The sequence below is a fragment of the Mesonia hippocampi genome (genome assembly GCF_014197445.1).
GTDB classification, from domain to species: domain Bacteria; phylum Bacteroidota; class Bacteroidia; order Flavobacteriales; family Flavobacteriaceae; genus Mesonia; species Mesonia hippocampi.
The window spans coordinates 17,496-42,589 of sequence record NZ_JACIFO010000001.1 but is presented as its reverse complement, the minus strand read 5'-3'; the positions used below and the strand labels follow the sequence as shown (position 1 = coordinate 42,589).

General features: G+C 34.4%; 22 protein-coding genes. 10 read left to right on the top strand and 12 right to left on the bottom strand.

Going from position 1 to position 25,094, the window contains the following annotated elements; genetic code table 11:
- Positions 1 to 5 precede the first annotated feature (5 nt).
- On the top strand, positions 6 to 2,327 hold the full coding sequence (locus GGR32_RS00180; RefSeq protein WP_183475427.1) for a hypothetical protein: 2,322 nt from the start codon (positions 6 to 8) through the stop codon (positions 2,325 to 2,327).
- Here GGR32_RS00180 and GGR32_RS00175 read toward each other — a convergent pair.
- The 10 genes from GGR32_RS00175 to GGR32_RS00130 all read right to left on the bottom strand — a co-directional run bounded on the left by GGR32_RS00175 (position 2,324) and on the right by GGR32_RS00130 (position 15,301).
- Positions 2,324 to 4,354 (bottom strand): VWA domain-containing protein, encoded by a 2,031-nt coding sequence (locus tag GGR32_RS00175; protein WP_183475426.1) that lies wholly within the window; start codon positions 4,352 to 4,354, stop codon positions 2,324 to 2,326. The genes GGR32_RS00180 and GGR32_RS00175 overlap by 4 nt on opposite strands.
- A gap of 14 nt (positions 4,355 to 4,368) precedes the next feature.
- Positions 4,369 to 5,115: a 3-oxoacyl-[acyl-carrier-protein] reductase gene (gene fabG / locus GGR32_RS00170; RefSeq protein WP_183475425.1), complete on the bottom strand. Its 747-nt coding sequence runs from the start codon at positions 5,113 to 5,115 to the stop codon at positions 4,369 to 4,371.
- A gap of 166 nt (positions 5,116 to 5,281) precedes the next feature.
- Positions 5,282 to 8,245 carry a M16 family metallopeptidase gene (locus GGR32_RS00165; protein ID WP_183475424.1) on the bottom strand — a complete coding sequence of 988 codons (2,964 nt, stop codon included), beginning with the start codon at positions 8,243 to 8,245 and terminating at the stop codon, positions 5,282 to 5,284.
- Positions 8,246 to 8,379: 134 nt separating this feature from the next.
- Positions 8,380 to 9,252 carry a succinate--CoA ligase subunit alpha gene (sucD, locus tag GGR32_RS00160; protein WP_183475423.1) on the bottom strand — a complete coding sequence of 291 codons (873 nt, stop codon included), beginning with the start codon at positions 9,250 to 9,252 and terminating at the stop codon, positions 8,380 to 8,382.
- Between the two features lie 59 nt (positions 9,253 to 9,311).
- Positions 9,312 to 10,250 carry a UDP-3-O-(3-hydroxymyristoyl)glucosamine N-acyltransferase gene (locus GGR32_RS00155; RefSeq protein WP_183475422.1) on the bottom strand — a complete coding sequence of 313 codons (939 nt, stop codon included), beginning with the start codon at positions 10,248 to 10,250 and terminating at the stop codon, positions 9,312 to 9,314.
- Between the two features lie 8 nt (positions 10,251 to 10,258).
- Positions 10,259 to 10,825 carry an elongation factor P gene (efp, locus tag GGR32_RS00150; RefSeq protein ID WP_183475421.1) on the bottom strand — a complete coding sequence of 189 codons (567 nt, stop codon included), beginning with the start codon at positions 10,823 to 10,825 and terminating at the stop codon, positions 10,259 to 10,261.
- A 9-nt stretch (positions 10,826 to 10,834) separates the two neighbouring features.
- Positions 10,835 to 11,617: an acyl-ACP--UDP-N-acetylglucosamine O-acyltransferase gene (gene lpxA, locus GGR32_RS00145; RefSeq protein ID WP_183475420.1), complete on the bottom strand. Its 783-nt coding sequence runs from the start codon at positions 11,615 to 11,617 to the stop codon at positions 10,835 to 10,837.
- A 10-nt stretch (positions 11,618 to 11,627) separates the two neighbouring features.
- A complete protein-coding gene (locus tag GGR32_RS00140) occupies positions 11,628 to 13,028 on the bottom strand; it encodes a bifunctional UDP-3-O-[3-hydroxymyristoyl] N-acetylglucosamine deacetylase/3-hydroxyacyl-ACP dehydratase (RefSeq protein WP_183475419.1) in 1,401 nt (466 codons plus the stop codon).
- Positions 13,021 to 14,049 carry a UDP-3-O-(3-hydroxymyristoyl)glucosamine N-acyltransferase gene (gene lpxD / locus GGR32_RS00135; protein WP_183475418.1) on the bottom strand — a complete coding sequence of 343 codons (1,029 nt, stop codon included), beginning with the start codon at positions 14,047 to 14,049 and terminating at the stop codon, positions 13,021 to 13,023. The genes GGR32_RS00140 and lpxD overlap by 8 nt, the downstream gene beginning before the upstream one ends.
- Before the next feature lie 31 nt (positions 14,050 to 14,080).
- Positions 14,081 to 15,301, bottom strand: a complete 1,221-nt coding sequence (locus tag GGR32_RS00130) for an HD domain-containing protein (protein ID WP_183475417.1) — start codon at positions 15,299 to 15,301, stop codon at positions 14,081 to 14,083.
- A 36-nt stretch (positions 15,302 to 15,337) separates the two neighbouring features.
- Here GGR32_RS00130 and porX point away from each other — a divergent pair, with 36 nt between their 5' ends.
- The 5 genes from porX to GGR32_RS00105 all read left to right on the top strand — a co-directional run bounded on the left by porX (position 15,338) and on the right by GGR32_RS00105 (position 19,344).
- Positions 15,338 to 16,888 (top strand): T9SS response regulator signal transducer PorX, encoded by a 1,551-nt coding sequence (porX, locus tag GGR32_RS00125; protein WP_183475416.1) that lies wholly within the window; start codon positions 15,338 to 15,340, stop codon positions 16,886 to 16,888.
- Positions 16,889 to 16,896: 8 nt separating this feature from the next.
- Positions 16,897 to 17,322, top strand: a complete 426-nt coding sequence (tsaE, locus tag GGR32_RS00120; protein ID WP_183475415.1) for a tRNA (adenosine(37)-N6)-threonylcarbamoyltransferase complex ATPase subunit type 1 TsaE — start codon at positions 16,897 to 16,899, stop codon at positions 17,320 to 17,322.
- A 58-nt stretch (positions 17,323 to 17,380) separates the two neighbouring features.
- A complete protein-coding gene (locus GGR32_RS00115) occupies positions 17,381 to 18,574 on the top strand; it encodes an alanine dehydrogenase (RefSeq protein ID WP_183475414.1) in 1,194 nt (397 codons plus the stop codon).
- A gap of 6 nt (positions 18,575 to 18,580) precedes the next feature.
- A complete protein-coding gene (locus GGR32_RS00110) occupies positions 18,581 to 18,958 on the top strand; it encodes a hypothetical protein (protein ID WP_183475413.1) in 378 nt (125 codons plus the stop codon).
- An 86-nt stretch (positions 18,959 to 19,044) separates the two neighbouring features.
- Positions 19,045 to 19,344 carry a hypothetical protein gene (locus tag GGR32_RS00105; RefSeq protein ID WP_183475412.1) on the top strand — a complete coding sequence of 100 codons (300 nt, stop codon included), beginning with the start codon at positions 19,045 to 19,047 and terminating at the stop codon, positions 19,342 to 19,344.
- On the opposite strand, the gene GGR32_RS00100 is transcribed toward GGR32_RS00105, so the two are convergent.
- Together GGR32_RS00100 and msrA are read right to left on the bottom strand one after the other, a co-directional pair.
- On the bottom strand, positions 19,341 to 19,661 hold the full coding sequence (locus tag GGR32_RS00100) for a hypothetical protein (protein ID WP_183475411.1): 321 nt from the start codon (positions 19,659 to 19,661) through the stop codon (positions 19,341 to 19,343). The genes GGR32_RS00105 and GGR32_RS00100 overlap by 4 nt on opposite strands.
- Positions 19,662 to 19,680: 19 nt before the next feature.
- Entirely contained in the window at positions 19,681 to 20,220 is a 540-nt protein-coding gene (gene msrA / locus GGR32_RS00095) for a peptide-methionine (S)-S-oxide reductase MsrA (protein ID WP_183475410.1), read from the bottom strand.
- 106 nt (positions 20,221 to 20,326) lie between these two features.
- Here msrA and GGR32_RS00090 point away from each other — a divergent pair, with 106 nt between their 5' ends.
- The 4 genes from GGR32_RS00090 (at position 20,327) to GGR32_RS00075 (ending at position 25,080) form a co-directional block, all read left to right on the top strand.
- Complete coding sequence (locus GGR32_RS00090) at positions 20,327 to 20,992, top strand: ABC transporter ATP-binding protein (RefSeq protein ID WP_183475409.1); 666 nt, start codon at positions 20,327 to 20,329, stop codon at positions 20,990 to 20,992.
- Positions 20,989 to 21,753 carry a TIGR02757 family protein gene (locus tag GGR32_RS00085; protein ID WP_183475408.1) on the top strand — a complete coding sequence of 255 codons (765 nt, stop codon included), beginning with the start codon at positions 20,989 to 20,991 and terminating at the stop codon, positions 21,751 to 21,753. The genes GGR32_RS00090 and GGR32_RS00085 overlap by 4 nt, the downstream gene beginning before the upstream one ends.
- 104 nt (positions 21,754 to 21,857) lie before the next feature.
- On the top strand, positions 21,858 to 23,087 hold the full coding sequence (locus tag GGR32_RS00080) for a sensor histidine kinase (RefSeq protein WP_183475407.1): 1,230 nt from the start codon (positions 21,858 to 21,860) through the stop codon (positions 23,085 to 23,087).
- A gap of 64 nt (positions 23,088 to 23,151) precedes the next feature.
- Positions 23,152 to 25,080: a vWA domain-containing protein gene (locus GGR32_RS00075; protein ID WP_183475406.1), complete on the top strand. Its 1,929-nt coding sequence runs from the start codon at positions 23,152 to 23,154 to the stop codon at positions 25,078 to 25,080.
- The last annotated feature ends 14 nt before the right edge of the window (positions 25,081 to 25,094 follow it).

Genomic DNA, 25,094 nt, shown 5'->3' with positions numbered 1-25,094 from the left:
TAAAAATGATAAGAACTGCCCATTTACTACTAATTTTATTTATTTCTTTTGCTGTAAAGTCTAATACACACACAGCCGAAAAGAAGGCTTTTGCCATTACCCCAGGCAGCATTTCATTCGCAGAAAATTATAGCCTAACCAGTATAGATATATGCCACGGAGGAAGCATTACCATTTATGAAGACCAAGCCGTAAGTGGATTAGGACTTCTCCAAACAGCAAACTATTATTATGAAATAAGTTACGATAATGGGCTAACTTGGTCTTATTATGAAAATGCAGAAGGAGATCCGTATGAATTTGGAGACGGACTTCTTCAAACCGACCCTAACCCCATAACATTAGAAAACATAACCAACAACATGCTTATAAGAAGGTATGTTTATTCAACTCTATCGCCTAGTAATAACGCATACACCGCTCCGCTAAGCGTTAATGTTCAACAAGAAAATAAAATACTTTTTCAAAACGATATCAATGCGTATGCCATTGCTTTAGGTGAAACCTTTACCATACCAACAATTACAACCAGCTTGCCTGCAACTATAGCAATATTTGATGCTGAAGGAAATAGTCTTTCCCAAGGAAGCTCTATAAGCCTAAGCGAAGGTACGCATACCTTAACGGTTATTGCTACCACTACTACAGCCGCCACGGTTTCAGGTTGTACAAACACAACATATATACAAGTAGTTGTTTATGATATGGCAGATTGTAATAAACGTACCAAGAAAATATATGCTACCCAAGCTGTCGGCTGGAGTTCGAGTCCTCTGTTAAGTTGGGTTTCTAACGAGCAAAATGCCGTTAATAACAATAGGGCAAACTATGCTTCACTAAATGGAGGTGTTGTAATTTTAGGAATTGGTACGGTAAGAATAGATTTATATTTTACAAAAGAAAACGGAACCCTATACAGTCCGCAAGAGTTAAAAGGAAAACGAGTAACCATAAAACTAGGAGAGCAATATTCTGGGCTAAAAGTAGCTGGGGGTCTTACCGTTGTAGGCCGACAAACAGATGAAGGAGTTACAGCAGGGAATATTACAGAATTCAACGGAAGCAACGTAGGTAAAACCTTTGGAGTAAAGGGAGGAGTATTAGATCTGCTAAAAGGAGATAATGTTTTTCAATTTAGCTTTAGTCCTGCTTCGTCAAACGGAATCCCTGTAGGCTTTAATGGCGTACGTATTCAATTAGGATCACTTCTAGGTGTTGCCGATATTGCTACCGTTTTCTATGCCTATATAGAAGAAGATTACACTATAGACCCCAACACTAACACCTGTATAGAAGAAGAAATAAGAGTAACCCCGCCAGCATCTTTACTCTATCCTGATGAACAAACCACTATTGATGGTGATACCGTTATTATAGAAAATACTAATTTTTTATTAAATGAGTTTACCGAAGATGTCTCTTGGGGTAATAAAACCGCTGTAATTAATGCCGCTACATCGTTATCATCTGTAGTACATCCCTATTATGCAGTAGATAATAATTACGAAAGTTATGCCATTTTCAATACTGTTGTAGGTGCGCTTAACCAGCAATTTTTACTAACCCATTTACGCCAAACGGCACGTCCTGGTGACCAGGTACAAATTACCATTTCGTACCCAAACATCAATATTCTTAATCTAAGTCTTTTACAATTAGGAAACTTTAAAGTTGTATATTACCTAGATGATACTAAAGTTGGAGAAGAATATATGGAAGAGTTTCGAGTTTTAGATATTGGGCTATTAGACTTTGAAAACAACAAAAAAGCGGTAATTGCCAAACCTGTAACTATTCCTTTTAATAAAATTGAAATTCAACAATTTAATACCGTAAGCGTAAATTTAGGACAAGGACTTAGAATTCACGATGTGAGAATGCGCCCAATGATGCTTTTTGAAGGACAAAAAGACCCTAAAGAAGTAACCGCGATTTGTGCCGCCGATTACCTTAAAATTAAACAACCTGACCACTGTACTACTTATGAAGTCTCCTTCGCAAAAGTGCTCCAATTTGGAGGAAGTTTTACCGATACTGACGGAAATATTTTGGTAGATGAAAATAACCAACCCATAAAAAGTATTCTAGAAGTAGAAGATATACCAGAATCGGCACTTACATTAAGCCATGTAGAAAACAATATTATGTATTTTCCGTTAGAGCGTTTATACCAAAACTTAGAAAACGAAGAAATAATACTTGCAAAAATTCAAACAAAACGCCAAGGCTGTGATTACGGAGATCCTGAATATTTAAGAGTTAGGCTTATCAACTGTAAAAATGCGGTTGTAAACCCTGTAATAAATACCGAAGGAATAAAAAATTAAATAAGTCCGTAGTATTTACGCAAAAACCATTCTAAGCTCAAACTCAATACCAATATCCCTAACAATAACTTCCAATCGATGAGTTGTTTTTCTGATTTTTCTGCTTTCTGAATAGAAGTATATTCTGAGGTGTTTAACAAATAGTCAATTAGCACATTAGGTTTATCTAAAAAATATAATCCAGACTCTCCTCCTACCCGTTTTAAATCGGTTAAGTTTGCACTGGTATGTTGCTGTTCTACATCGAAAGGAATAATTTTTAATGCGCCAAATTTTTCTATGTTTTCACCCAGCACACTTATTTTAAAAGTATAATCGCCTGGTGCACTATTGCTTAAATCTGCCTCGTAATAATGTTGTTTGAGCAATAACGGAATCTGCTGAGTAGTACCTCCTGATTTTGAGCTAAGCCTAAGCTGAAGTTTTTTACGTTCATCAAAAGCATAGGTTTTATCAAAATAAGATGCTCTAATGTAAATTGCTTCTCCCTGTTTATAAAAAGTTTTATAATCTAATTTTAGGCGTTCCTTTTTGGTATTACTCACCAAAAACTGGACTACTTTTTCTACAAAACCATCATAGACTTCAAAATTACCTTCCTTTAAAAAAGAGGAAGCTCTCCATTGCCATGTATTTTCACCAAACAAATATCCGTAGCGTTTATTGGTGTCTTCAACAAAAGTTATCAAGGGCTCTTCTGTTGTAAACCCATTAACCGTTTTTTCTAATAATGTTTGTGTTGGGGTATTAAAACTTAGCCTTCCAAAAACATCCTGTACAGGCGGGAAATCTTCTACGCCTAACGCCGGAATTTGAAACAATTGAAATTGGGCTGATTTCTGAGGTAAATACTCTTCTATTGAGTTGCTTACTTGCTTAGTAAAATGCTGTTGCTGTGTATTAAAAAAATTATAATCGGTTTTGGTACCTCCTATAAACAAATAATTAATTCCTACTTGCTTAATACGTTCAATAACCTTGCTAAATGTTTGGTCTGGTTGATATAAAATAACCAGTTGATAGGCTGAAAAATCAATCTCATCCGATGGTTTTTTTAACGTAAATCTACGTTGTTTATTATGAGTAATTGCTTTTTTAAACGCACCAATATCTGGATGTAAAAAACTGCTTAATAACAATATATTTGTTTGCTGGTCTAATACCTCTATAGCAAACTCTTGCTGGTTATTCAAAATATTCTTCTCGCCTTCTAAATTTTCTATTTTTATTTTATAAGAATGTATCCCAACCTTATCTGCTTGAAGCATTACAGTTACAATTTCTGCCGCGTGTTGCTTATTAAACTTTAGGGTTTGGGCGGCTACTAGTTTTTCTCCTAAATAAAAACTAAGTTTTTTAGCAACCGTCTGTTTTCCTGTATAAGATAAATGAACTTCTACTGGGTATGTATTTCCTAGAAATGCATATTTATTTACATTCACCCTATCTATACGTATATCTGGGTGTTTTATAGTATCGCCCAAGATGACAGGGTAAATATTATTTTTATATAATTTAGCTTGAGTTATGTAGTCTTTCCCATAAGTGGCATTTCCGTCTGTAAGCAATACGGTTGCCACTTTATCATCTTGATATAGTGATGAAAAGCTGTTAAAAACTTGTGCAATATCGGTGTGCTTATCAGAAAACGTCAGGCTATCGGTAAGTTTTTTTACCGTTTCTCCAAAAGAGAAAACTTCTACCGAAAATTTTTCTTGTAGGTTAGGGTTTTCAACCAACTTGTTAAAAAAACTAGTTACTTCTTTTGTCTTGCCTATATTTTTAATAGAAGAAGAATTATCTACCGCTATTGCCAATGTTGGTTTTTCTACATGGTAAGAATAATTAGAAAATTTAAGTGGCAATAATAGTAATAATAGTGACAAAAATGTAATAAAACGTAAAGCACCGAATAAAATCCAGTGCTTTATACGTTTTTGTTTATCTTTTTTATAATACTGAAAAAATGATACTATAAGTGATAAAAAAACAAATAAAACCAGTAACAAAATTGTACTGTTACTCATAAACACAAGGTTTATTAGGTTAACATTCCTCCATCTACTTGTAATACTTGCCCGGTGATGTAATTACTCATATCACTTCCTAAAAACACACATGCATTAGCGATATCCTGAGGAGTTCCGCCTCGTTTTAACGGAATTGCTTGGCGCCATCCATCTACAGTTTTTTCGTCTAATTTTGCTGTCATTTCGGTTTCGATAAATCCTGGAGCAACTACGTTAGAACGGATATTTCTCGAGCCTAATTCTAAGGCTACAGATTTAGAGAAACCTATAATTCCTGCTTTAGAAGCGGCGTAATTTGCTTGTCCTGCGTTTCCTTTAATTCCTACTACCGAACTCATGTTTATAATACTTCCTGAGCGTTGTTTAAGCATTGTTCGCTGTACAGCTTTAACCATGTTATAAACAGATTTTAAGTTAATCCCTATTACGGCATCAAAATCTTCTTCGCTCATACGCATTAATAAATTATCTTTAGTTATTCCTGCGTTGTTGATAAGAATATCTATCGAGTCGAAATCTTCTAAAACGTTAGCTACTAAATCTTGTGCTTCTTCATAGCTAGCGGCATTGCTTTTATATGCTTTTGCTTTTATGCCTAGCTTAGAAAGTTCTTCTTCCAATTCTTTAGCTGCAGCTTCCGAAGAGCTGTATGTAAATGCCACGTTTGCACCCTGTTCTGCATATACTCTTGCGATACCTCTACCAATACCTCTACTGCCTCCTGTAATAATGGCGTTTTTTCCTTCTAAAAGTTTCATTAATTTAAATTTAATACTGTTTGGGTTTCAAATATACTAATTTAGCTTTTGTATGCTAAAAATCCAACAATTTAAAGTGTGCTATTTTTTATAAAAAAGAAGATTTTATAGCTTTTTGAAAGTTTGCTATAAAACCTTCTTTATCTTTTTATCGAAATCTGATTATTTATTTAAAGTTAAATAGATAATCTACTTTAAGTTTTTCTATCGTCCCTAATTTTTCTAAGGCTTTAAAGTTTATCTCTTTTTCATTTCCTATTACCATAATGGTGTACTCTTCTCCTTTTATATTTTCATTAAAAAACTTGTGCAAATCCTTTAATTCCATTTCTTGGATACCTTCGTAAATCGCTTTTCGGTTATCATTTTCTATACCTTGTTTTTTAAGGCGTTCATAACTCCAAAAAATATTGCTTTTTGTAATACGCTGTGCGGCTATTTTCTTTAAGGCTGCCTCTTTTGCTGCATTAAATTGTTCTTCTGCCTCTGGCATATCATTCATTAAGCCCAACATAGCATCTACGGCTTGTGGCATTTTATTGGCTTGTGTGCCTATATAAGCATAAATATAGTTTGGTTTTTCTTTTTCTGAGGCATTAGCGTAAGCTGAAAATGCGGAGTATGCTAAAGATTTAGACTCTCTAATTTCCTGAAAAACAATAGATGATAAACCACGCCCAAAATATGCATTAAATAAAGTAGATGCTGCCATTTTATCGGCATCAAATAGGTCTCCTTTTGCTAAGAATAGCATTTCTGCCTGAACCATATCGTAATTAACAAAATAGACTTTATTGCCTGTTTCTAACTCGATATAGTTTTTTGCTTCAGGATATTCTTGTAACTGCTCTGGTAGTTTATGCTCTTTGTTTAACGCAGTAATTGCTGCTTCTACATCTTTACCGTAATAAAAAATACGTTGTTTATAGTTTTTAAGCTTTTTAAGTATGTTTACTAAATCTGCTGGCTTTTTTGCTTGTAAAGCTTCTGTGCTATAAATGTTACGTAGTGGAGAATTTTCGCCATATTGCCCGTAATTCATTAACCCAGACCAAAGTATTGCTCCTTTATTTGTTTTTGTATCTTGACGTGATTTTTGAATGCTCTCTACATATTTTGCATAAGCTTCTCCGTCTGGCGTTACATTATCCCAAAAATGCTCTAATAAAGTTAAGCCTTTAGGTAGGTTTTCTTTCAGTCCGCTAATAGAAACATAGGTTTTATCTTCTCCTGTACCTACTTTGTATTCTATCCCTAATTTATAAAACTCTTTTTTAAGTTCTTCTGCGGTGTATTTATCGGTTCCTAAATATTCGGAATAGTTAACAGCTAAACCTAAATCTTTGTTATGTTTATCGCCCATATCAAAAATAAAGTTCAGTTCAAATAAATCGTTATTAGGATTATTAACATAAGAAACTTCTACTCCATTAGTTAAGTTTTTAGTTTTTATCGCTTTCTTATAATCTATAAATTGTGGTGCTAAAGCTGGTGACTCTTTTGCGGTAAAATTGGCTAGGTATTCCGATTTTTTGTCACGATTTAAATTTACAGGAGTTATTCCAGGGTTTTCTACTTTTACAATATTTTTATCCTCTCCTTGGCGTTTATACACTACTACATAATTATCCTTGTAGAAATTATTAGCGAATTCCACCAACTCCTTTTTAGAAATTTTTCGTAATTCTTCTAAAAAGTTCACTTTATCTTGCCAGTCTTCATGATGGATAAAAGCATTGTAATATGCTGAAGCTAAAGCTGAAGAATTCTCGTATTGACGTGTTTGGCTTAGTTTCATATCGTTAATAACGGCCTCGAGCATCCATTGGTCAAATTCTCCTTTTTTCAACTTTTCTATTTGTGCCAAAATAAGTTCCTTTACCTCATCTAAACTTTGCCCTGCTTTTGGGGTTCCACTAAAGTTATGAAAGCCATAATCGTTTAAAAACATAGGAGAGCTTCCTGCATTTTGTACCAATTGTTTTTGGTTCAGGTTTAAATCGATTAAACCAGCGGTTCCGTTAGTTAAAATCATATCACACAGTGTAACAAACTTTTCGTCTGCGGTATTTACCCCACCAGAGCGGAATGTAATGCTGATATTTTCGGCTGTTGGCCCATAAACTTCTTTTACAATAGGGCTTGTAATTGGTGTTTCTTTGGGAAGCTCTGGATGAACTACTTCTTTACTTTCTAGTTTTCCAAAAGTTTTATTTACTTCTGCAATGGTCGTATCAAAATCTAAATCCCCTACCAAAACAACGGCCATGTTGCTTGGTACGTAATATTTATCAAAATACTCATGTATAGCAACCATCGAAGGATTTTTCAGGTGCTCGGCAGTACCTATAGTTGTTTGCTGGCCGTATGGGTGTTGCGGAAATAGCCCATCTAGCATCGCTGCATAAACTTTTCTGAAATCGTTATCCTGCCCTCGGTTAAATTCCTCAAAAACGGCTTCTAATTCTGTATGAAATAAGCGTAGTGTAAGTTCGCCAAAACGATCGCTTTCTAGTTTCAGCCATTTATTTAATTCATTTGCTGGAATTTTATTTTTGTATACCGTTTCTTCAAACCATGTATGAGCATTAGTTCCCGTTGCTCCTAGAGATTGTACCATTTTATCGTACTCGTTAGCTACGCTATAATTAGAGGCTTCTAATGAGATTTCGTCTATCTTTCGGTATATTTCTTTCTTTTTCTCTGGGTCATTTTCTGCTTTATGCGCTTCGTACAAATCTGATATTTGTTTAAGAAACTCTTTCTCTTTTCCCCAATCTATAGTACCTATTTCGCTTGTTCCTTTAAACACCATGTGTTCTAAATAGTGAGCTAAGCCGGTAGCTTCTTTTGGATCATAATTAGAACCTGCTCTAACGGCTACAAAAGTTTGTATTTTAGGCTCATCGGTATTTTTGCTTAGGTAAACTTTTAGTCCGTTTTCTAGTGTATACAGGCGTAGCCCTGTAGGGTCGTTACTTACAGTTTCGTATGTAAATCCTGCTTTATCGGTATGTTTTTCGGTTACTACCTTGGTAGATTCTTGCGGTTTCTTATCCTGCGTACAGCTTCCTAAAAACAGAAAAGTAGTGGCGAACAGAAATAGAAATAAGGGTTTTAATTTGTTCATATAATATTTACTTAAATTTATTTATAAAGGCACTAATTTAGTATAAATTTCTTTTATTCAGAAGTTTATATTTTTTTTCATAAAAAAAGCCATTAACTATTTGTTAATGGCCTCCTGTTTTTATTATAAAAGGTTTACGAAAGTACTTCTGCTACTTTTTTACCTATTTCTGCAGGAGAATCTACTACATGAATTCCTGAGTCTCTCATAATTTGTTTTTTTGCTTGTGCAGTATCTTCACTACCACCTACAATAGCACCTGCGTGCCCCATTGTTCTTCCTGCAGGAGCTGTTTCTCCAGCAATAAAACCAACGATAGGTTTTTTAGAGCCACTTTCTTTGTACCATTTTGCGGCGTCTGCTTCTAGTTGACCACCTATTTCACCTATCATTACTACACATTCTGTTTCTTCGTCGTTAATAAGTAGTTCGATAGCTTCTTTGGTAGTTGTTCCTATTATTGGGTCTCCTCCAATACCAATGGCTGTAGTAATTCCTAAACCTTGTTTTACAACTTGGTCTGCTGCCTCATAAGTTAAGGTACCTGATTTAGATACAATTCCTACTTTTCCTTTTTTGAAAACAAAACCAGGCATGATACCTACTTTAGCTTCTTCTGGGGTAATTACTCCTGGACAGTTAGGCCCTATTAATCGGCAATCTTTATCTTGAATATAGTCTGCAGCTTTAATCATATCAGCTACTGGAATTCCTTCTGTAATGGTAATAATTACTTTTATTCCTGCATCGGCAGCTTCCATAATAGCATCGGCAGCAAAAGCTGGCGGAACAAAAATAATACTGGTATCTGCGGCGGTTTCTTTTACCGCATCGGCTACCGTATTAAATACGGGTTTGTCTAGGTGTTTCTGCCCTCCTTTTCCTGGAGTTACCCCACCAACTACGTTAGTACCGTATTCTATCATTTGTTCTGCATGGAAGGTTCCTTCGCTTCCGGTAAAACCTTGCACTATAATTTTCGAATTCTTATTAACTAAAACGCTCATAATTTTTTCTTGATTTGTACTTGCAAATTTAACTTTTTATCTATGAAATATAAAGATTTTTACTGCTTTTTTAAAAGTGCAGGAATTTGTCTTATCATGGCTGCTTCTCGAAACATTTTTTTGGCTTCGTTTGCAGGTGATCCAAAATAATTTTTCCCTCCTTCTAGAGATTTACTTACTCCAGATTGTGCAAAAATAACAGCTTTTTCTCCTATTACTACATCGCTTTTAATTCCTACTTGTCCCCATAGGGTTACTTCATCTTCTATAACTACGCAGCCTGCTATACCGCATTGTGAGGCTATTAAACATTTTTTACCTACTACTGTATCGTGTCCTATATGGACTTGATTATCTATTTTGCTTCCTTCTTTGATGGTTGTATCTCCGCTTACACCTCTATCTATGGTGCAAGCCGCGCCTATATCTACATTGTTTTCGATAACAACTCTGCCGCCAGATTTAAGTTTATCAAAACCTTTTTCTCCTCTATTTTTATAATAGAAAGCTTCGGCCCCAAGAATAGTTCCTGCGTGAATGGTTACATTATCGCCTATACATGTATAATCGTAAATTGTTACGTTGGGATGTATTATGCAATTCTTTCCTATTTTTACATGATTGCCTATAAAAACATTAGGCTGAAGAATAGTTCCTTCGCCTATACTTGCTGTATTGGGTATTATGATATTATGTTGTTCTACAGGCCGAAAAGGTTTAAAGTAATCTGTAAGTTTATTAAAATCTCGAAAAGGATCGTCTGAAATTAATAAGGCTTTCCCTTTGGGGCAGTCTACTTTTTTGTTAATTAAAATTACACTTGCTGCGGAGTTTAAGGCCTTATCATAATACTTAGGATGGTCGACAAATACAATATCGCCAAGGGTAACCACATGAATTTCATTCATCCCTAAAACTTGGAAATTCTTATCGCCTACATAGGTTACCTCTAATATTTCTGCAATATGTTGTAGAGAATAGGGTTGTGGAAACTTCATCTAAACAATTATTCTTTTATACGTTCTTTATAGGATGCTGTTTCTGTATCTATTTTTATTTTATCGCCTTCATTAATAAATAACGGCACCATAATTTCTGCTCCGGTTTCTACTGTTGCGGGTTTTGTTGCATTTGTAGCAGTGTTTCCTTTTACGCCAGGTTCTGTATGTGTTATTTCTAACACTACACTTGCAGGCATTTCTACAGAAAGCGGCATGCTATCTTCTGTGTTTATAAGTACGGTTACTACTTCGCCTTCTTTTAATAATCCTGGACTATCTAGGTTGCTTTCTGTTAATCGTATTTGGGTATAATCTTCTGTATTCATAAAATGATAGAATTCGCCATCATTGTATAGAAACTGAAATTTTTGGGTTTCTACGCGTACATCTTCTATTTTATGTCCGGCAGAAAATGTGTTTTCGATTACTTTTCCTGAGGTTACACTTTTTAATTTTGTACGAACAAAAGCAGGTCCTTTTCCTGGTTTCACGTGTAGAAATTCTGTTACTTTATAAATATCGTTACTGTAACGAATACATAATCCTTTTTTGATATCACTAGTTGTTGCCATAATTTGTTTTTAGTTTGAAAAATAGCCTTTCATAATTCCTCGTTGTGAGTTTTTAATAAACTCAAGTATATCATCTCGTTCTGGAGTTGCTTCCATTTCAGCTTCTATGATTGCTGCTGCTTGAGAGTTATTATAATTTTTTTGATATAAAATTCTGTATATATCCTGAATTTCTCTAATTTTCTCTGTACTGAAGCCTCTTCTTCTCAAACCTATAGAGTTAATTCCTACATAAGAAAGTGGCTCTCGTGCTGCTTTTACAAATGGAGGAACATCTTTACGTACCAGAGAACCTCCTGTAATGAAGGCATGGCTTCCTATTTTACAAAATTGTTGTACTGCGGCCATTCCTGCGAGCACTACATAATCTCCTACCGTGATGTGCCCTGCTAAAGTACTGTTATTGGAAAATATACAATTATCACCAACTACACAATCATGGGCAATGTGGCAGTAGGCCATTATCCAGCAATTTTCACCAACTACGGTTTTCATTCTATCAGAAGTCCCTCTATTAATGGTTACACATTCTCTAATGGTTGTGTTATCGCCAATGATGGTGAGGGTATCTTCTTCATCAAATTTCTTATCTTGTGGAACGGCCGAGATTACAGCACCTGGAAAAATACTTACATTTTTTCCTATTCGTGCTCCTTCCATGATGGTTACATTAGAACCTATCCATGTTCCCTCTCCTATTACAACATTGTTATGTATTGTTGTAAAGGGTTCTATTACTACATTTTTTGCAATTTTTGCTCCTGGATGAACATAAGCTAAGGGCTGGTTCATAATGTTATGGTTATTTAGATTTTACAATTTGTGCCATTAATTCTGCTTCTGCGCAAAGTTTTCCGTTGGCAAACGCTCTACCTTGCATGTGGCAAATCCCGCGACGTATTGGTGTTATTAAATCACACTTAAAAATTAGGGTGTCTCCAGGAGTTACTTTTTGTTTAAACTTCACTTTATCTATTTTCATAAAATAAGTGAGGTAATTTTCTGGGTCGGGGACAGTATTGAGTATAAAAATACCTCCTGTTTGTGCCATGGCTTCTACAATTAAAACGCCTGGCATAACGGGAGCTCCAGGAAAGTGACCTCTAAAGAAGTCTTCATTCATGGTTACGTTTTTACTTCCCACAACATATTTATCTGTAATCTCAAATATTTTATCGATCAATAAAAATGGTGGTCTATGTGGCAACATTTTCATTATTTGATTGATATCCATTAAAGGTGTAACGGTTAAATCTACCTCTGGTACTTGGTTACGTTTTTCGTTCTTTATAATTTTGGCCACTTTTTTGGCAAACTCTGTATTTACCTTGTGTCCTGGCTTATTGGCTATTACTTTTCCTTTTATTCTTGTTCCTATAAGTGCTAAATCTCCTATAACATCTAATAGTTTATGGCGGGCGGCTTCATTAGGGTGATGCAGGGTTAGGTTATCTAGGATACCATTTGGTTTTACCGAAATACTCTCTTTATCAAAAGCCACTTTAAGTTTTTGCATGGTTTCTTGCGAGAGTTCTTTATCTACATAAACAATGGCATTATTTAGATCGCCTCCGCGTATTAAACCATGTTCTAAAAGCATTTCTAACTCGTGTAAGAAACTAAAAGTTCTTGCGTTAGAGATTTCTTTTTTAAACTCTGATAAATGTTTTATAGAGGCATTTTGTGTTCCTAAAATTTTTGTTTCAAAATCTACCATTGTGGTTACTTGGTAGTTATCGGCTGGCATAAGGATAATCTCGCTTCCCGATGTTGGGTCTTGATAAGAGATTACTTCTTTTACAACATACTCTTCCCGTTCGGCTTCTTGTTCTTGTATTCCTGCTTTTTCTAATGCTTCGATAAAAAACTTTGACGACCCATCCATAATAGGAGGTTCACTTTCGGTAAGCTCCATCAAAAGGTTATCAATTTCAAGTCCTACACAGGCTGCCAAAACATGTTCGGTAGTGTGTACTGCAACCCCATTTTTTTCTAGTGTAGTTCCTCGTTGAGTATCGGTTACATAACCTGCTTCTGCAGGGATAGAAGGCTGCCCTTCTAAGTCTACTCGCTTAAAAACATAACCCTGATTTTCTGGAGCTGGTTTAAACGTGATGGTAACATTTTTACCGGTATGAAGTCCTACTCCTGTTAATGAAACTTCATTTTGAATGGTTCGCTGTTTTGCTTTTTTTTCAGCCATGATTATCTAACTTTTTTTCTAAACGTTCAAGTCTTTCTACTAGTTCTGGAAACTTTTTAAAATAAACGTAAGCTCTATTAAATTCGTTATATCCTATTGCAGGACTTCCTTGTATGGCAACATCATCTTCTATATTTCTTCCTATTCCTGTTTGTGCTTGCGCTCGTACTTTATCACCTATTTTTAAATGCCCTGCTATACCTGCTTGCCCTCCAATCATACAATGTTTCCCTATTTTTGTAGATCCTGCTACACCTGCTTGTGCTGCCAAAACAGTATGTGCTCCAACCTCTACATTATGGGCAATTTGTATAAGGTTGTCTAGTTTAGCGCCTTCGTTAATAACGGTAGAACCTAAAGTTGCTCTATCTATTGCGGCATTGGCTCCTACTTCTACATAATCGTGTAAAACTACATTACCTATTTGTGGTACTTTGGAGTATCTTCCCTCTTCATCTGGACTAAAGCCAAAGCCATCGGCTCCTAAAACGGCTCCTGCATGAATGATACAATGGTTTCCTATTTGGGTTTCAGAATATATTTTTACACCTGCAAAAATTACAGTATTATCGCCTATAACAACGTTATCGCCTATATAAGCGTTAGGGTAAATTTTTACATTATCGCCTATTTTTGCATTTTTACCAATGTATGCAAAAGCACCTAAGTATATATTTTCTCCGTAAGTTGCTGTTTCGTCGATAAAGCTTGGTTGCTCTATCCCTTCTTTATGAAGTTTTATCTGATTATAGTAATCTAAGAGTTTAGAGAACGCAGCATAAGCATCGGCTACTTTAATAAGTGTAGTAGAAATTGCTTGTTCTGGTGTAAAATTATTATTAACAATACATATGCTTGCTTGAGTAGCGTATATATATGAGGTATATTTGGGATTAGCCAAAAAGGTTAAAGAACCTTCTTTTCCTTCTTCTATTTTAGACAGTGTAAATACTTCTGCTTCGGGATTTCCTTCAACACTACCGTCTAAAATCTCTGCTATTTGTTGGGCTGTAAATTTCATTCTTGCAAAAATAGAAAAAATTGTTTATCTTTTATTTAGGATAACAGATATAATATTTAACCACAGGTTGAGATAGTGCCTCAAGGTTAAGTTGATCTGATGTTTTAACCACATCGGTTATCTTTTGATTTTTATGTAAAATTTGTATAGATTCTGAAGTTGGGTTATAAGCCAAATTACTAACCTTCCCTTTAAAAACAAAGTATTTAGCTTCTTCTTCTGTTAGGTTATATTGCTGCATCACTTCTGTTAATTTACGCTTCACTTTATGGTCTCCTAAACTTTTTTTCTTGAGTTTAACTTTTAATAAATCCCTATTAAGAATCATTTTACATAAACTACTCAATACAAAATCATCACAAGAAACCCATTCTTTCATCGCGGCTACAATGTCATAGTCATCTAATTTACTAAATTTCTCTAAATGGACATTATTAAAGTTCTCGATGTTAACTGGAGTGGTAAGAAAAAAGCTTAAAGCTGTAGTTGCTGGCAATTTTACACCTTTTTGACTAAGTTCTTTGGCTCTTTTTAAAACCCTGATGAGCAATTGCTCTGCCCCAAGACTTGTTTTATGCAAATATACTTGCCAATACATAAGCCTACGGGCTACCAAAAATTTTTCGATCGAGTAAATACCTTTCTCTTCAACTACCAATGCATCGTTTTTTACATTAAGCATGGTAATAATGCGTTCGCTATTTATATTACCTTCGGCTACTCCTGTGTAAAAACTATCGCGCTTTAAATAATCTAACCTATCTATATCTAGCTGACTTGCTATGAGTTGCTTAAAAAACTTGCGATGATATTCTCCTTTAAAAATTTTAATCGCAAGCGTTAAACTTTGGTTAAATTCAGCATTCATTTCCTCCATAAAACACAGCGATAAATACTCATGGCTAACACCATTTACAATGCTATGTTCCATGGCATGAGAAAATGGACCATGCCCAATATCATGCAGCAAAATTGCAATTTGCAATGCTTCTGCTTCTTCTAAAGAAATCTCAACCCCTTTAAAACGAAGTACTTCTATTGCTTTTCCCATTAAATGCATGCAACCTAAAGCATGATGAAAACGTGTGTGGTGCGCTCCTGGATACACTAAATAAGACATCCCCATTTGCGAAATTCTCCGCAAACGCTGAAAGTATCTATGTTCTATAATATCAAAAATCCGTTCGTTAGGAATTGTAATAAATCCGTAAATTGGATCGTTTAATATTTTAAGTTTGTTTCGTAAATTCAAACACAAATTTTTAAATTCCACAGCAAATATACATATATGAATAAAATAAACGTACTTTGGGTAGATGATGAAATAGATTTATTAAAGCCTCATATCTTATTTTTAGAAAAAAAAGGATACCAAGTAAGCACTTGCCAAAGTGGAACAGAAGCTATAGAAGAGGTTAATAACCAGCATTTTGATATTATTCTTTTAGATGAAAACATGCCTGGACTTACCGGGCTAGAAACCCTTAATGAAATAAAAGAAAAACATACAAATCTTCCTGTAATAATGATTACAAAAAGTGAAGAAGAGTATATTATGGAAGAAGCTATTGGGGCAAAAATAGCCGATTACCTTATTAAACCTGTAAATCCTAATCAGATTTTATTAAGCTTAAAAAAGAATTTAGACCACTCGCGCTTAGTATCCGAAAAAACTACTGCCAACTACCAGCAAGAGTTTAGAAAAATTGCAATGGATATGAGTATGGTAAACTCGTATGAGGAATGGGAAGACCTTTATAAAAAATTAATATACTGGGAACTAGCACTAGAAGCTACCAACGATACAGGCATGGCAGAAATTCTAGAAAGCCAGAAAACAGAAGCAAATGTACAGTTTTGCAAATTTATAGAAAAAAATTACCCTAAATGGTGTCAAGATTCTGCAGAAGCTCCTGTAATGTCGCATACATTATTTAAAAAGAAAATTCTGCCCGAAATCTCTAAAAAACAACCCACGCTGCTGGTAGTAATCGATAACCTGCGCTACGACCAGTATAAACTTTTAGAACCCATAATAAACAAGCACTATAAAACACAAAAAAGCGATACCTATTACAGTATTTTACCCACAGCAACACAATATGCCAGAAACGCCCTTTTTTCTGGACTCATGCCTTCAGACATGCAAAAACTTCATCCCGATTTATGGCTAAACGACACCGATGAAGGAGGAAAAAACCTCAACGAAGAAGCCTTTTTAAACGCTCAATGTAAACGTTTAGGTATAGACTATAAAACTTCATATCATAAAATAACTAGCCTAAAAGGCGGAAAAAAACTAGTAGATAATTTTAAAAACCTACAAGAAAACGACCTCTCGGTAGTTGTTTACAACTTTGTAGATATGCTCTCGCATGCAAAAACAGAAATGGAAGTAATTAAAGAGCTAGCATCTACAGATCGGTCTTACAGATCGCTAACCCTTAGTTGGTTTAAAAACTCCCCTTTACTTGCTATGATTCAGCAAGCGCAACAGCTAGGCTTTAAGCTTATTATTACAACAGATCATGGTACCATTAATGTAAAAAACCCTTCTAAAGTAATAGGCGACAAAAACACAAGCTTAAACTTACGCTATAAAACAGGAAAAAGCCTTACCTACGAAAATAAAGAAGTGGTAGCAGCAAAAAAACCTAAAGATTTTCATCTTCCTAGCATAAATATGAGCAGTTCTTTTATTTTTGCCAAAAACGATTTATTTTTTGCCTACCCTAACAACTATAACCATTATGTAAGCTATTACAGAAACACCTATCAACACGGCGGGGTTTCTTTAGAGGAAATGATTATCCCATTTTCGGTTTTCAATCCTAAATAAAAAATAAAATGCAAGAACAATACAATCTAGACGAACTCCCTAAAATAGCTAAAATGATTTTAGAAAAAGCCAACAGCAAAGTTTTTGCTTTTTATGGCAGGATGGGTATTGGAAAAACAACACTATTAAGAGAAATTGTAAAACAATTAGGCACTACCGATAGCGTTTCTAGTCCAACATTCTCGTTGGTTAATGAATATCAATACCCCAACGGGCTTATTTATCATTTTGATTTTTACCGAATAGATAATGAGGAAGAAGCCTATGATATTGGTTTCGAAGAATACCTTTACAGCCCAAACTATGTTTTTATTGAATGGCCAGAAAAAATAGAAAACCTCCTACCCAACACTTATACTGAAATTAAAATTACCGAAGTCCCTACAAACATTACCGAAAGAAACATTTCTATAAAAAACATTACGATAAACTAATATTTTATTTTATTAACATTTTTTTATACCTTGTAAAACAATTTCAACGGCACAACTCATGAGTATTCCCAATACCCCATTTAGTAAGTCTGAATTGATTCCGCAGGAAGAAACTTTAGAAATACAGCGCGCTAAAGGAAAACTGTATATAGGAATTCCTAAAGAAAACTCTTATCAAGAAAAACGAGTTTGCCTTACACCAGATGCCGTTGCTGCCATAACAGCGCATGGGCACCGTATTCTTATAGAAAGTAAAGCTGGTGCCAACGCGAACTTTTCTGATAAAGATTATAGCGAAGCAGGTGCCGAAATCACCCTAGACACGGCTAAGGTTTTTGCTTGCCCCATGATTTTAAAAGTAGAGCCGCCTACCCAAAAAGAACTTCAATACATAAATCCGCAAAGTACCATTATAAGTGCTTTACAACTAAAAACACAAAAAAAGGATTATTTTAAAACCCTTGCCGAAAAACGAATTACAGCATTAGCCTTTGAGTTTATTAAAGATGAAGACGGAAGCTACCCTGCCGTAAAAGCCTTAAGCGAAATTGCGGGAACCGCAGCGGTACTTATTGCAGCAGAATTATTAGCTAGCCCAAAAGGAAGTGGTTTAATGTTTGGGAACATTAGCGGCGTACCTCCGCTCGAGGTGGTTATAATTGGCGCCGGAACCGTAGGGAAATTTGCAGGAAGAGCAGCACTTGGCCTAGGGGCAAACGTTAAATTTTTCGATAATTCCTTAACTAAACTAAGAAGCATTCACGACCACCTAGGCGGTATATACACATCTACCATACAGCCCAAAAACCTGTCAAAAGCCCTAAAAAGAGCCGATGTAGTAATTGGAGCTGTACGCGGTAAAGACCGCTCTCCTATTATTGTAACACAAGATATGGTAGAACAAATGAAACGTGACGCTGTGGTAATTGATGTTAGCATAGATATGGGCGGTTGTTTCGAAACTTCAGAAGTTACCTCGCACGATGCTCCTTTTATAAAAAAACATAATGTTTTTCATTACGGCGTTCCTAACATTCCTTCCAGATACCCCAGAACTTCCTCTATATCAATAAGTAATATTTTTACGCCTTACATATTACATATTGGCGAAGAAGGAGGCATAGAAAACAGCCTCCGCTTTAACCGAGATTTACGAAACGGTTTGTATTTTTACCACGGTATTTTAACCCATAAATCTATTGCAGATTGGTTTAATTTAACCTATCGTGATATTAATCTTTTAATTTTTTAAATACTTATGAGTCTTATAAAACGTTTAGCTTACTATTTAGGTGGCTTTCTAATTGGTATTATTCTCCTTTTATTTTTCCTTAACGGAAAAAATGCTTCTTGCGATTATACACCTAATGCAAGGGTTTTAAAAAACATTAAAACAAAACCTAAACATTTTAGTACTCAAAGCTTGGCTTTTTTAAATCAGCAAGCAATAGATACCACCTATATGTCTGAACTTCTTACTAATGGAGATGTAGATTTTAAAAACAGTATTACCAATACAGACACCTGCAACACTTACCTTATAGACCATAACTATAAACAAAAAACAATAAGGGCAACCATTGTAAATTGCGACAGCTTAGCAAGTATAGAAAAACTTAACTTTAAGAAGAAGTAAAAATTATTTTTTCATCTAGGCTGTTTTAGAAACTTTTTTCATATTTGCTTCGAGGTTTACACTAAACAACAACCTAAATACCCCATATGAAACGAGTAATTGTAGATTACAAAAAATTAACCCCAGAAATTCTAGGGCTTTTGGTTGAAAAATATCCTGACGGGTATGATGACAACCATATTATTACATTTAAAAATGCTAAAAACGAAACTGTTGAAGCTGTTGAAGTTCGTACTACAGATAGTATTTATCTGGTAAAAATAAGTACACGTTTAGAGCAAAGTATGGCTAATTATGATGAGGATCAATACGATGAAGATGATTTACAAGAACCAATTGTAGACCTTCCAGAAGCTCCTGATTTAAATGATGATGATGATATTTAATCATCATTCATTTTGATATCGATAGTTTTATCATCGTCAAAATTTTCAGCATTTTTAGCAAAAATAAATGTATATATCCACATTATAGTAAATGTAGGTATGTAATCTGTATAAGGTAAAATTTCTTCTATAAAAACAATGACAGAAGCTATTTTACCTTTTTTGTTAGGATACATTTTAAGCATTTGAGACCCCGCATAAGGTGCCCACAAAATATCTAAAGCTGGACCAACAACAGGAATTGCCATGGTTAGCATCCCTATAGCATCGTACAACAGCCCTTGCCATAAAAGTTTCTTTTTTCTATTTTCTTTCATGAAATATTTACCTTTAAAATTATTTTAACACGCTTTTAAACCGAGTTAGTAATAGATTAATTTTTGGATTTATAATTGCTTGGCAATACGGCTGCTCTTTATTTAAATCATAATAATCTACATGTTCACTTTCTGCATTATAAAAAGGCTTCGCAAGCGTTAGTTCTGTAACAATTTTATGATTATAAATAGTAGCGTTCAACTCCTTAATAACTCGTTTTGCTATTTCATATTGTTTATCATTATGGTAAAAAATAGCACTTCGGTAGTGTTTACCTACATCATTTGCTTGTCTATTAAGTGTTGTAGGGTCGTGTGTTGCAAAAAATACCGCTAATAACTGCTGATAACTTATTAGAGCTGGGTTGTATTTTATTTGTATTGCCTCAGCATGGTTGGTTAGCCCCATAGCAACCTCTCGATAACACGGGTTTTTAACTTCTCCTCCGGTATAACCAGGTAAAACACGTTCCACACCTTTTATACGTTTAAAAACGGCTTCGGTACACCAAAAGCATCCGCCTGCAAAAGTTGCTGTTTCAAGTTTATTATTTTCCATAACATAACTAAAGCAAAAAGCTCTCCAAACTTGTTTTTAGAATTCTAAAGACTAAAATTAACATAAATACGTTATTTTTGAAACCGACTTACAGAACTCATAAACTATGATCAACATAAAACACGTACATAAACATTATGAAAACTTACATGTTTTAAACGATGTTAACTTGCATATAAAAAAGGGAGAAATTGTTTCTATTGTTGGTGCTTCTGGAGCAGGAAAAACCACTTTGCTACAAATTTTAGGCACCTTAGATTTTCCAGATAAAAGAAACGATACTTCATTAAAAATCAACAATATAAACCTACACAAACTTTCTAAAAAAGAGCTTGCGCTGTTTAGAAACAAACATATTGGGTTTATTTTTCAATTTCACCAACTTTTACCCGAATTTACAGCAATAGAGAATGTGTGTATTCCTGCATTTATCCACAACACCCCTAAGGTTGAAGCCGAAAAAAGAGCTTCGGAATTACTTGATTTTTTAGGGCTTGCAGACCGAAAAAACCATAAACCAGATGCCTTAAGTGGAGGTGAACAGCAACGCGTAGCTGTAGCTAGAGCTCTTATTAATAATCCAGCTGTTATTTTGGCAGATGAACCCTCGGGAAACCTAGACTCTGAATCGGCAGAAAATCTACATCAGTTGTTTTTCAAGCTACGAAAAGAGTTTGGGCAAACTTTTGTTATTGTAACCCATAATAAAAAACTTGCCGATATGGCCGATAGAAAGCTCGTAATGAAAGACGGAAAAATAATTGAAAATTGAAAACCACCGAATTAAAAGCCTTTTTAGACTATAAAGTAACTGTTTACAACCAAGCTCGGTTTATAGAAACCGACCCAATACAAATTCCGCACTTATACAAAAGAAAAGAGGATATAGAAATAGCAGGCTTTCTAACCGCTACTATTGCCTGGGGAAACAGAAAAAGTATTATTAAAAATGCACACAGGATGTTAACGCTTTTAGATCATTCTCCTGCAGATTTTGTGATAAACCACTCCAAAAAAGACCTACAACAACTAGAAAATTTTGTTCACCGAACTTTTAATTTAACAGATTTTATTTATTTTATAGAAGCCTTACAGCACATTTATAAAAAACACCAAGGCTTAGAGAGTGTGTTTAAAACCTATAGCTCTGCAAGCTCTACGCAAATAGCCATCCACGAGTTTAAAAAAATATTTTTTGAAATCCCACATCCACAAAGAACTACAAAACACATTTCTGATCCTCACAAAGGTTCAGCAGCAAAACGCATAAATATGTTTTTACGCTGGATGGCAAGAAAAGATAACAATGGCGTAGATTTTGGGATTTGGAACTCCATTGCCCCTTCCCAACTTTCTTGTCCGTTAGATGTACATAGCGGAAATGTAGCGAGAAAATTAGGGCTTTTAACGCGCAAGCAGAACGATGCTAAAGCTTTACTAGAGCTAGACACTAATTTAAGAAAATTAGACCCTAACGACCCTGTAAAATACGATTTTGCACTTTTTGGACTTGGAGTTTTTGAAAGGTTCTAATTATATTTTCTTTAACTTTAGTTTAACTTTTTTAAGATTTTATATACATATTTAAAATTTTTCTTTATTTTAGTAAGCAACTAACCTTCTGATTTCAGATTATTATGGAAATACCCCAAATCCCAATCAACGAAAAAGAGCGACTTGAGGCATTACAACGTTTAGAAATTTTAGATACTCCCGCAGAAAAAGCCTATGATGACATAACACTTATTGCTGCAGAAATTAGCAAAATGCCGATTGTACTTATTAATTTAATCGATAAAAACAGGCAATGGGCAAAAGCAGCTTTTGGGATTAATTTTTGCGAATCTGACAGAAAACACTCTATTTGCGCTCATGTAATTAACAACCCAAATGAAATTACAGAATACAAAAACATTACCGAGGTAAAAGAATTTGACAAAAACCCACTCTTAGAAAAATTAAACCCTAAAATTAACTATTATTGTGGCATACCCATTGTAAATAAAGAAAACCTTGCATTAGGAACCTTATGTGTTATCGACCATAAACCTAACCAACTTTCCGATGCGCAAAAAACATCATTACAAGCTTTAGCACAGCAGGTAATGCTATTATTTGAATTGCGTAAAAAAAACTCTTCCTTAACAAAGGCTAAAGAAGAATTACATAAGCAAAATGAACTGCTTAAGAATTTTGCAGGTACGGTATCGCATGACATGAAAATGCCGCTTTCCAACATGATTTTAACCATCGATTTACTAAAAGCGCAATACGATAAACAGTTGGATTTTCAAGGTAAAAAACACTTAGATTACATTAAACAAGCATCATTTACCTTAAGCGATTATATTTCTAGCATTCTAACCCACTATGAAACCGATAAAATTGCCGACAAAAACAATGTTGAAGAAATAGATGTTAATCACCTGTTGGAAGAAGTTATCGATTTATTTCATATCCAAGAAGAATGCGAAATAAACTTTATAGAAGAAAACCCCGTAATAAAAGTAAATAAAATAGCCTTAGAGCAAATTTTCATCAACCTCATAGGCAACAGCCTAAAGTATAATGATAAAAATAAAATTATCATCAGCCTCAATTTTTCTAAAGATCAACATTATTATTACTTCTCGGTTACCGATAATGGAGTAGGAATTCCTGAAGATAAAAAAGATAGTATTTTTGATTTATTTTCCATTGCTACTTCGGTAGATAGAAATGGCCGAAAAGGCAACGGCATAGGACTCTCTACCGTAAAAAAACTTGTAGAAGGTTTAGGTGGTAAAATTACCGTAGAATCACGCGAAGGTCAGGAAACCAGCTTTAAGTTTAGCATACAGAAATATTCGCAGAAAAAAACTGCCTAAACGAAAACCCTAAAAAGATATACAAAATTGTATATTTGACGTATTTTAGAAATTAAAATCAACTATGCAGTTTTTATACCCTAAGGTTCTCTATGCGCTTTTTTTACTGCTAATTCCAGTACTTATCCACTTATTTCAATTACGAAAATTTAAAAAAGAAATTTTTAGTAATGTTGCGTTTTTAAAAAAGGTAAATACCCAAAGCCGTAAAAGTAGGCAATTAAAAAAATGGCTTGTTTTATGTACACGTTTAGCCGCTTTAGCCTGTATAATTATTGCTTTTGCTCAGCCGTATTTCCCGTTGGTAACCGAGCTAACCTCTAAAAAAGAAAAGGAACTTGTAATATACCTAGACAACTCTTTTAGCATGCAATTACAAGGAAAAAGCAGCTCTCTTTTAGAAGAGAGCATTCAAGAGTTATTACAAAGTTTCCCCGAAGATTACCCACTTAGCCTTATTACCAATAGCAATACTTATAAAAACACCAACTTAAAAAAAATAAAAGAAGAACTTTTACAAACTAGCTTCTCTTCAAAAAAAACAGCTATAAATAACGCCTTTCTAAAAGCAACCACCTTATTTTCTAAAAATAGTAATACCGAAAAGCATTTTGTGGCGGTTTCAGATTTCCAAGAAAACATAACAAAAAACATCCCAGTAACCGATAGCCTTTATCAGGTACATTATATTGTTAAAAAGCCCGAAAACACACATAATATTGCGATAGATACTGTTTATTTTAAAGAAGGTAACCATCAACTTAACATTAAATTAAGCAGCAACCAATTAGACAAGCAATTATACCACCTAAGCCTTTATGATGGTGATACCCCTTTTGCTAAAAACAGTTTTAGTTTTGCTACAAAAAAAGAACAACTACTTAGCATAAGCTTACCCGAAAATGGCGTTGAGAATGGTAAAATTAGCCTAGAAGATAATGGCCTAACCTACGATAACAGCATCTATTTTAATACCCCAAAAAAACAATCTATAAAAATAGCCATTATTAGCAATAAAGATCCTGTTTTTTTAAAACGAATTTATGCCAACCTCGAAGAATTTTCAGTAAAAACATACACTGAGAAAAATGTAAATTACAAAGAACTTTCCGAAGCTAATTTCATTATCCTAAACAACCTAAACAAAATACCACCAAGCTTAGCACAATTACTTGTTACTCATAAAGATAAAAAAGGGGCTTTATGTATTATTCCTTCTAGTAACATAAAAAAAGACAGCTACAACCTACTGCTTTCAGGTTTACAACATAGCCCATACGCACTCCAAGAGTTGAACGATGTAAAAGTTACTCAACTTAATTTTTCGCATCCTATTTTTCAAGATGTCTTTAGCAAAACCATAGAAAATTTTGATTATCCAACGGTTAAACATTCCTATACCTTTAAAAATCCATCAGAAAAAATTCTTTCGTACCAAAATCATCAAGCTTTTTTAAGCAGCTCCACAAATAAGGTTTATGTTTTTAGCAGTGCGTTAACTCCAGAAAATAGCAATTTTACACAATCGCCATTAATTGTTCCAGTTTTTTATAATATGGCAAAAACAAGTACAATACAACCACAACTTTACTACCTTATTAATAAGCAAAATAATATCTTAATTACTCCGCCAGAAAACAGTAATCCCGAGAACGTACTCAGCTTAGCGTTAAATACAGCAACATTTATCCCGCTACAACAAAAACACAACGATAAAATAGTAGTTACCACCCAAGACTTACCGCAAGAAGCAGGTATATATAAGGTTAAGTTAGACCAGCAGGACATCGCTAAGCTTAGCTTTAACTACGACCGAACAGAAAGTAACTTAACTTACACCACTCTTAAAAACACCGAACTAAACACTTCGATAAACACATTTGCAAATGTGTTGGTAAATGCTGATAAAATAAACAACATTTGGAAATGGTTTATTATCTTTGCCCTAATATTTTTACTAGCAGAAGTAGCTTTGCTAAAATTGCTGAAATAACCATATATTAATCC

Bases quoted from the DNA above. Each gene is read 5' to 3' on its own strand.
- GGR32_RS00165 (WP_183475424.1), bottom strand. From the start codon at position 8,245: ATGAACAAATTAAAACCCTTATTTCTATTTCTGTTCGCCACTACTTTT.
- efp (WP_183475421.1), bottom strand. From the start codon at position 10,825: ATGGCAACAACTAGTGATATCAAAAAAGGATTATGTATTCGTTACAGT.
- GGR32_RS00180 (WP_183475427.1), top strand. From the start codon at position 6: ATGATAAGAACTGCCCATTTACTACTAATTTTATTTATTTCTTTTGCT.
- GGR32_RS00090 (WP_183475409.1), top strand. From the start codon at position 20,327: ATGATCAACATAAAACACGTACATAAACATTATGAAAACTTACATGTT.
- GGR32_RS00155 (WP_183475422.1), bottom strand. From the start codon at position 10,250: ATGAAGTTTCCACAACCCTATTCTCTACAACATATTGCAGAAATATTA.
- tsaE (WP_183475415.1), top strand. From the start codon at position 16,897: ATGCAAGAACAATACAATCTAGACGAACTCCCTAAAATAGCTAAAATG.
- sucD (WP_183475423.1), bottom strand. From the start codon at position 9,252: ATGAGCGTTTTAGTTAATAAGAATTCGAAAATTATAGTGCAAGGTTTT.
- fabG (WP_183475425.1), bottom strand. From the start codon at position 5,115: ATGAAACTTTTAGAAGGAAAAAACGCCATTATTACAGGAGGCAGTAGA.
- porX (WP_183475416.1), top strand. From the start codon at position 15,338: ATGAATAAAATAAACGTACTTTGGGTAGATGATGAAATAGATTTATTA.
- GGR32_RS00175 (WP_183475426.1), bottom strand. From the start codon at position 4,354: ATGAGTAACAGTACAATTTTGTTACTGGTTTTATTTGTTTTTTTATCA.
- GGR32_RS00115 (WP_183475414.1), top strand. From the start codon at position 17,381: ATGAGTATTCCCAATACCCCATTTAGTAAGTCTGAATTGATTCCGCAG.
- GGR32_RS00080 (WP_183475407.1), top strand. From the start codon at position 21,858: ATGGAAATACCCCAAATCCCAATCAACGAAAAAGAGCGACTTGAGGCA.
- GGR32_RS00110 (WP_183475413.1), top strand. From the start codon at position 18,581: ATGAGTCTTATAAAACGTTTAGCTTACTATTTAGGTGGCTTTCTAATT.
- GGR32_RS00100 (WP_183475411.1), bottom strand. From the start codon at position 19,661: ATGAAAGAAAATAGAAAAAAGAAACTTTTATGGCAAGGGCTGTTGTAC.
- lpxA (WP_183475420.1), bottom strand. From the start codon at position 11,617: ATGAACCAGCCCTTAGCTTATGTTCATCCAGGAGCAAAAATTGCAAAA.
- GGR32_RS00105 (WP_183475412.1), top strand. From the start codon at position 19,045: ATGAAACGAGTAATTGTAGATTACAAAAAATTAACCCCAGAAATTCTA.
- GGR32_RS00140 (WP_183475419.1), bottom strand. From the start codon at position 13,028: ATGGCTGAAAAAAAAGCAAAACAGCGAACCATTCAAAATGAAGTTTCA.
- GGR32_RS00075 (WP_183475406.1), top strand. From the start codon at position 23,152: ATGCAGTTTTTATACCCTAAGGTTCTCTATGCGCTTTTTTTACTGCTA.
- lpxD (WP_183475418.1), bottom strand. From the start codon at position 14,049: ATGAAATTTACAGCCCAACAAATAGCAGAGATTTTAGACGGTAGTGTT.
- msrA (WP_183475410.1), bottom strand. From the start codon at position 20,220: ATGGAAAATAATAAACTTGAAACAGCAACTTTTGCAGGCGGATGCTTT.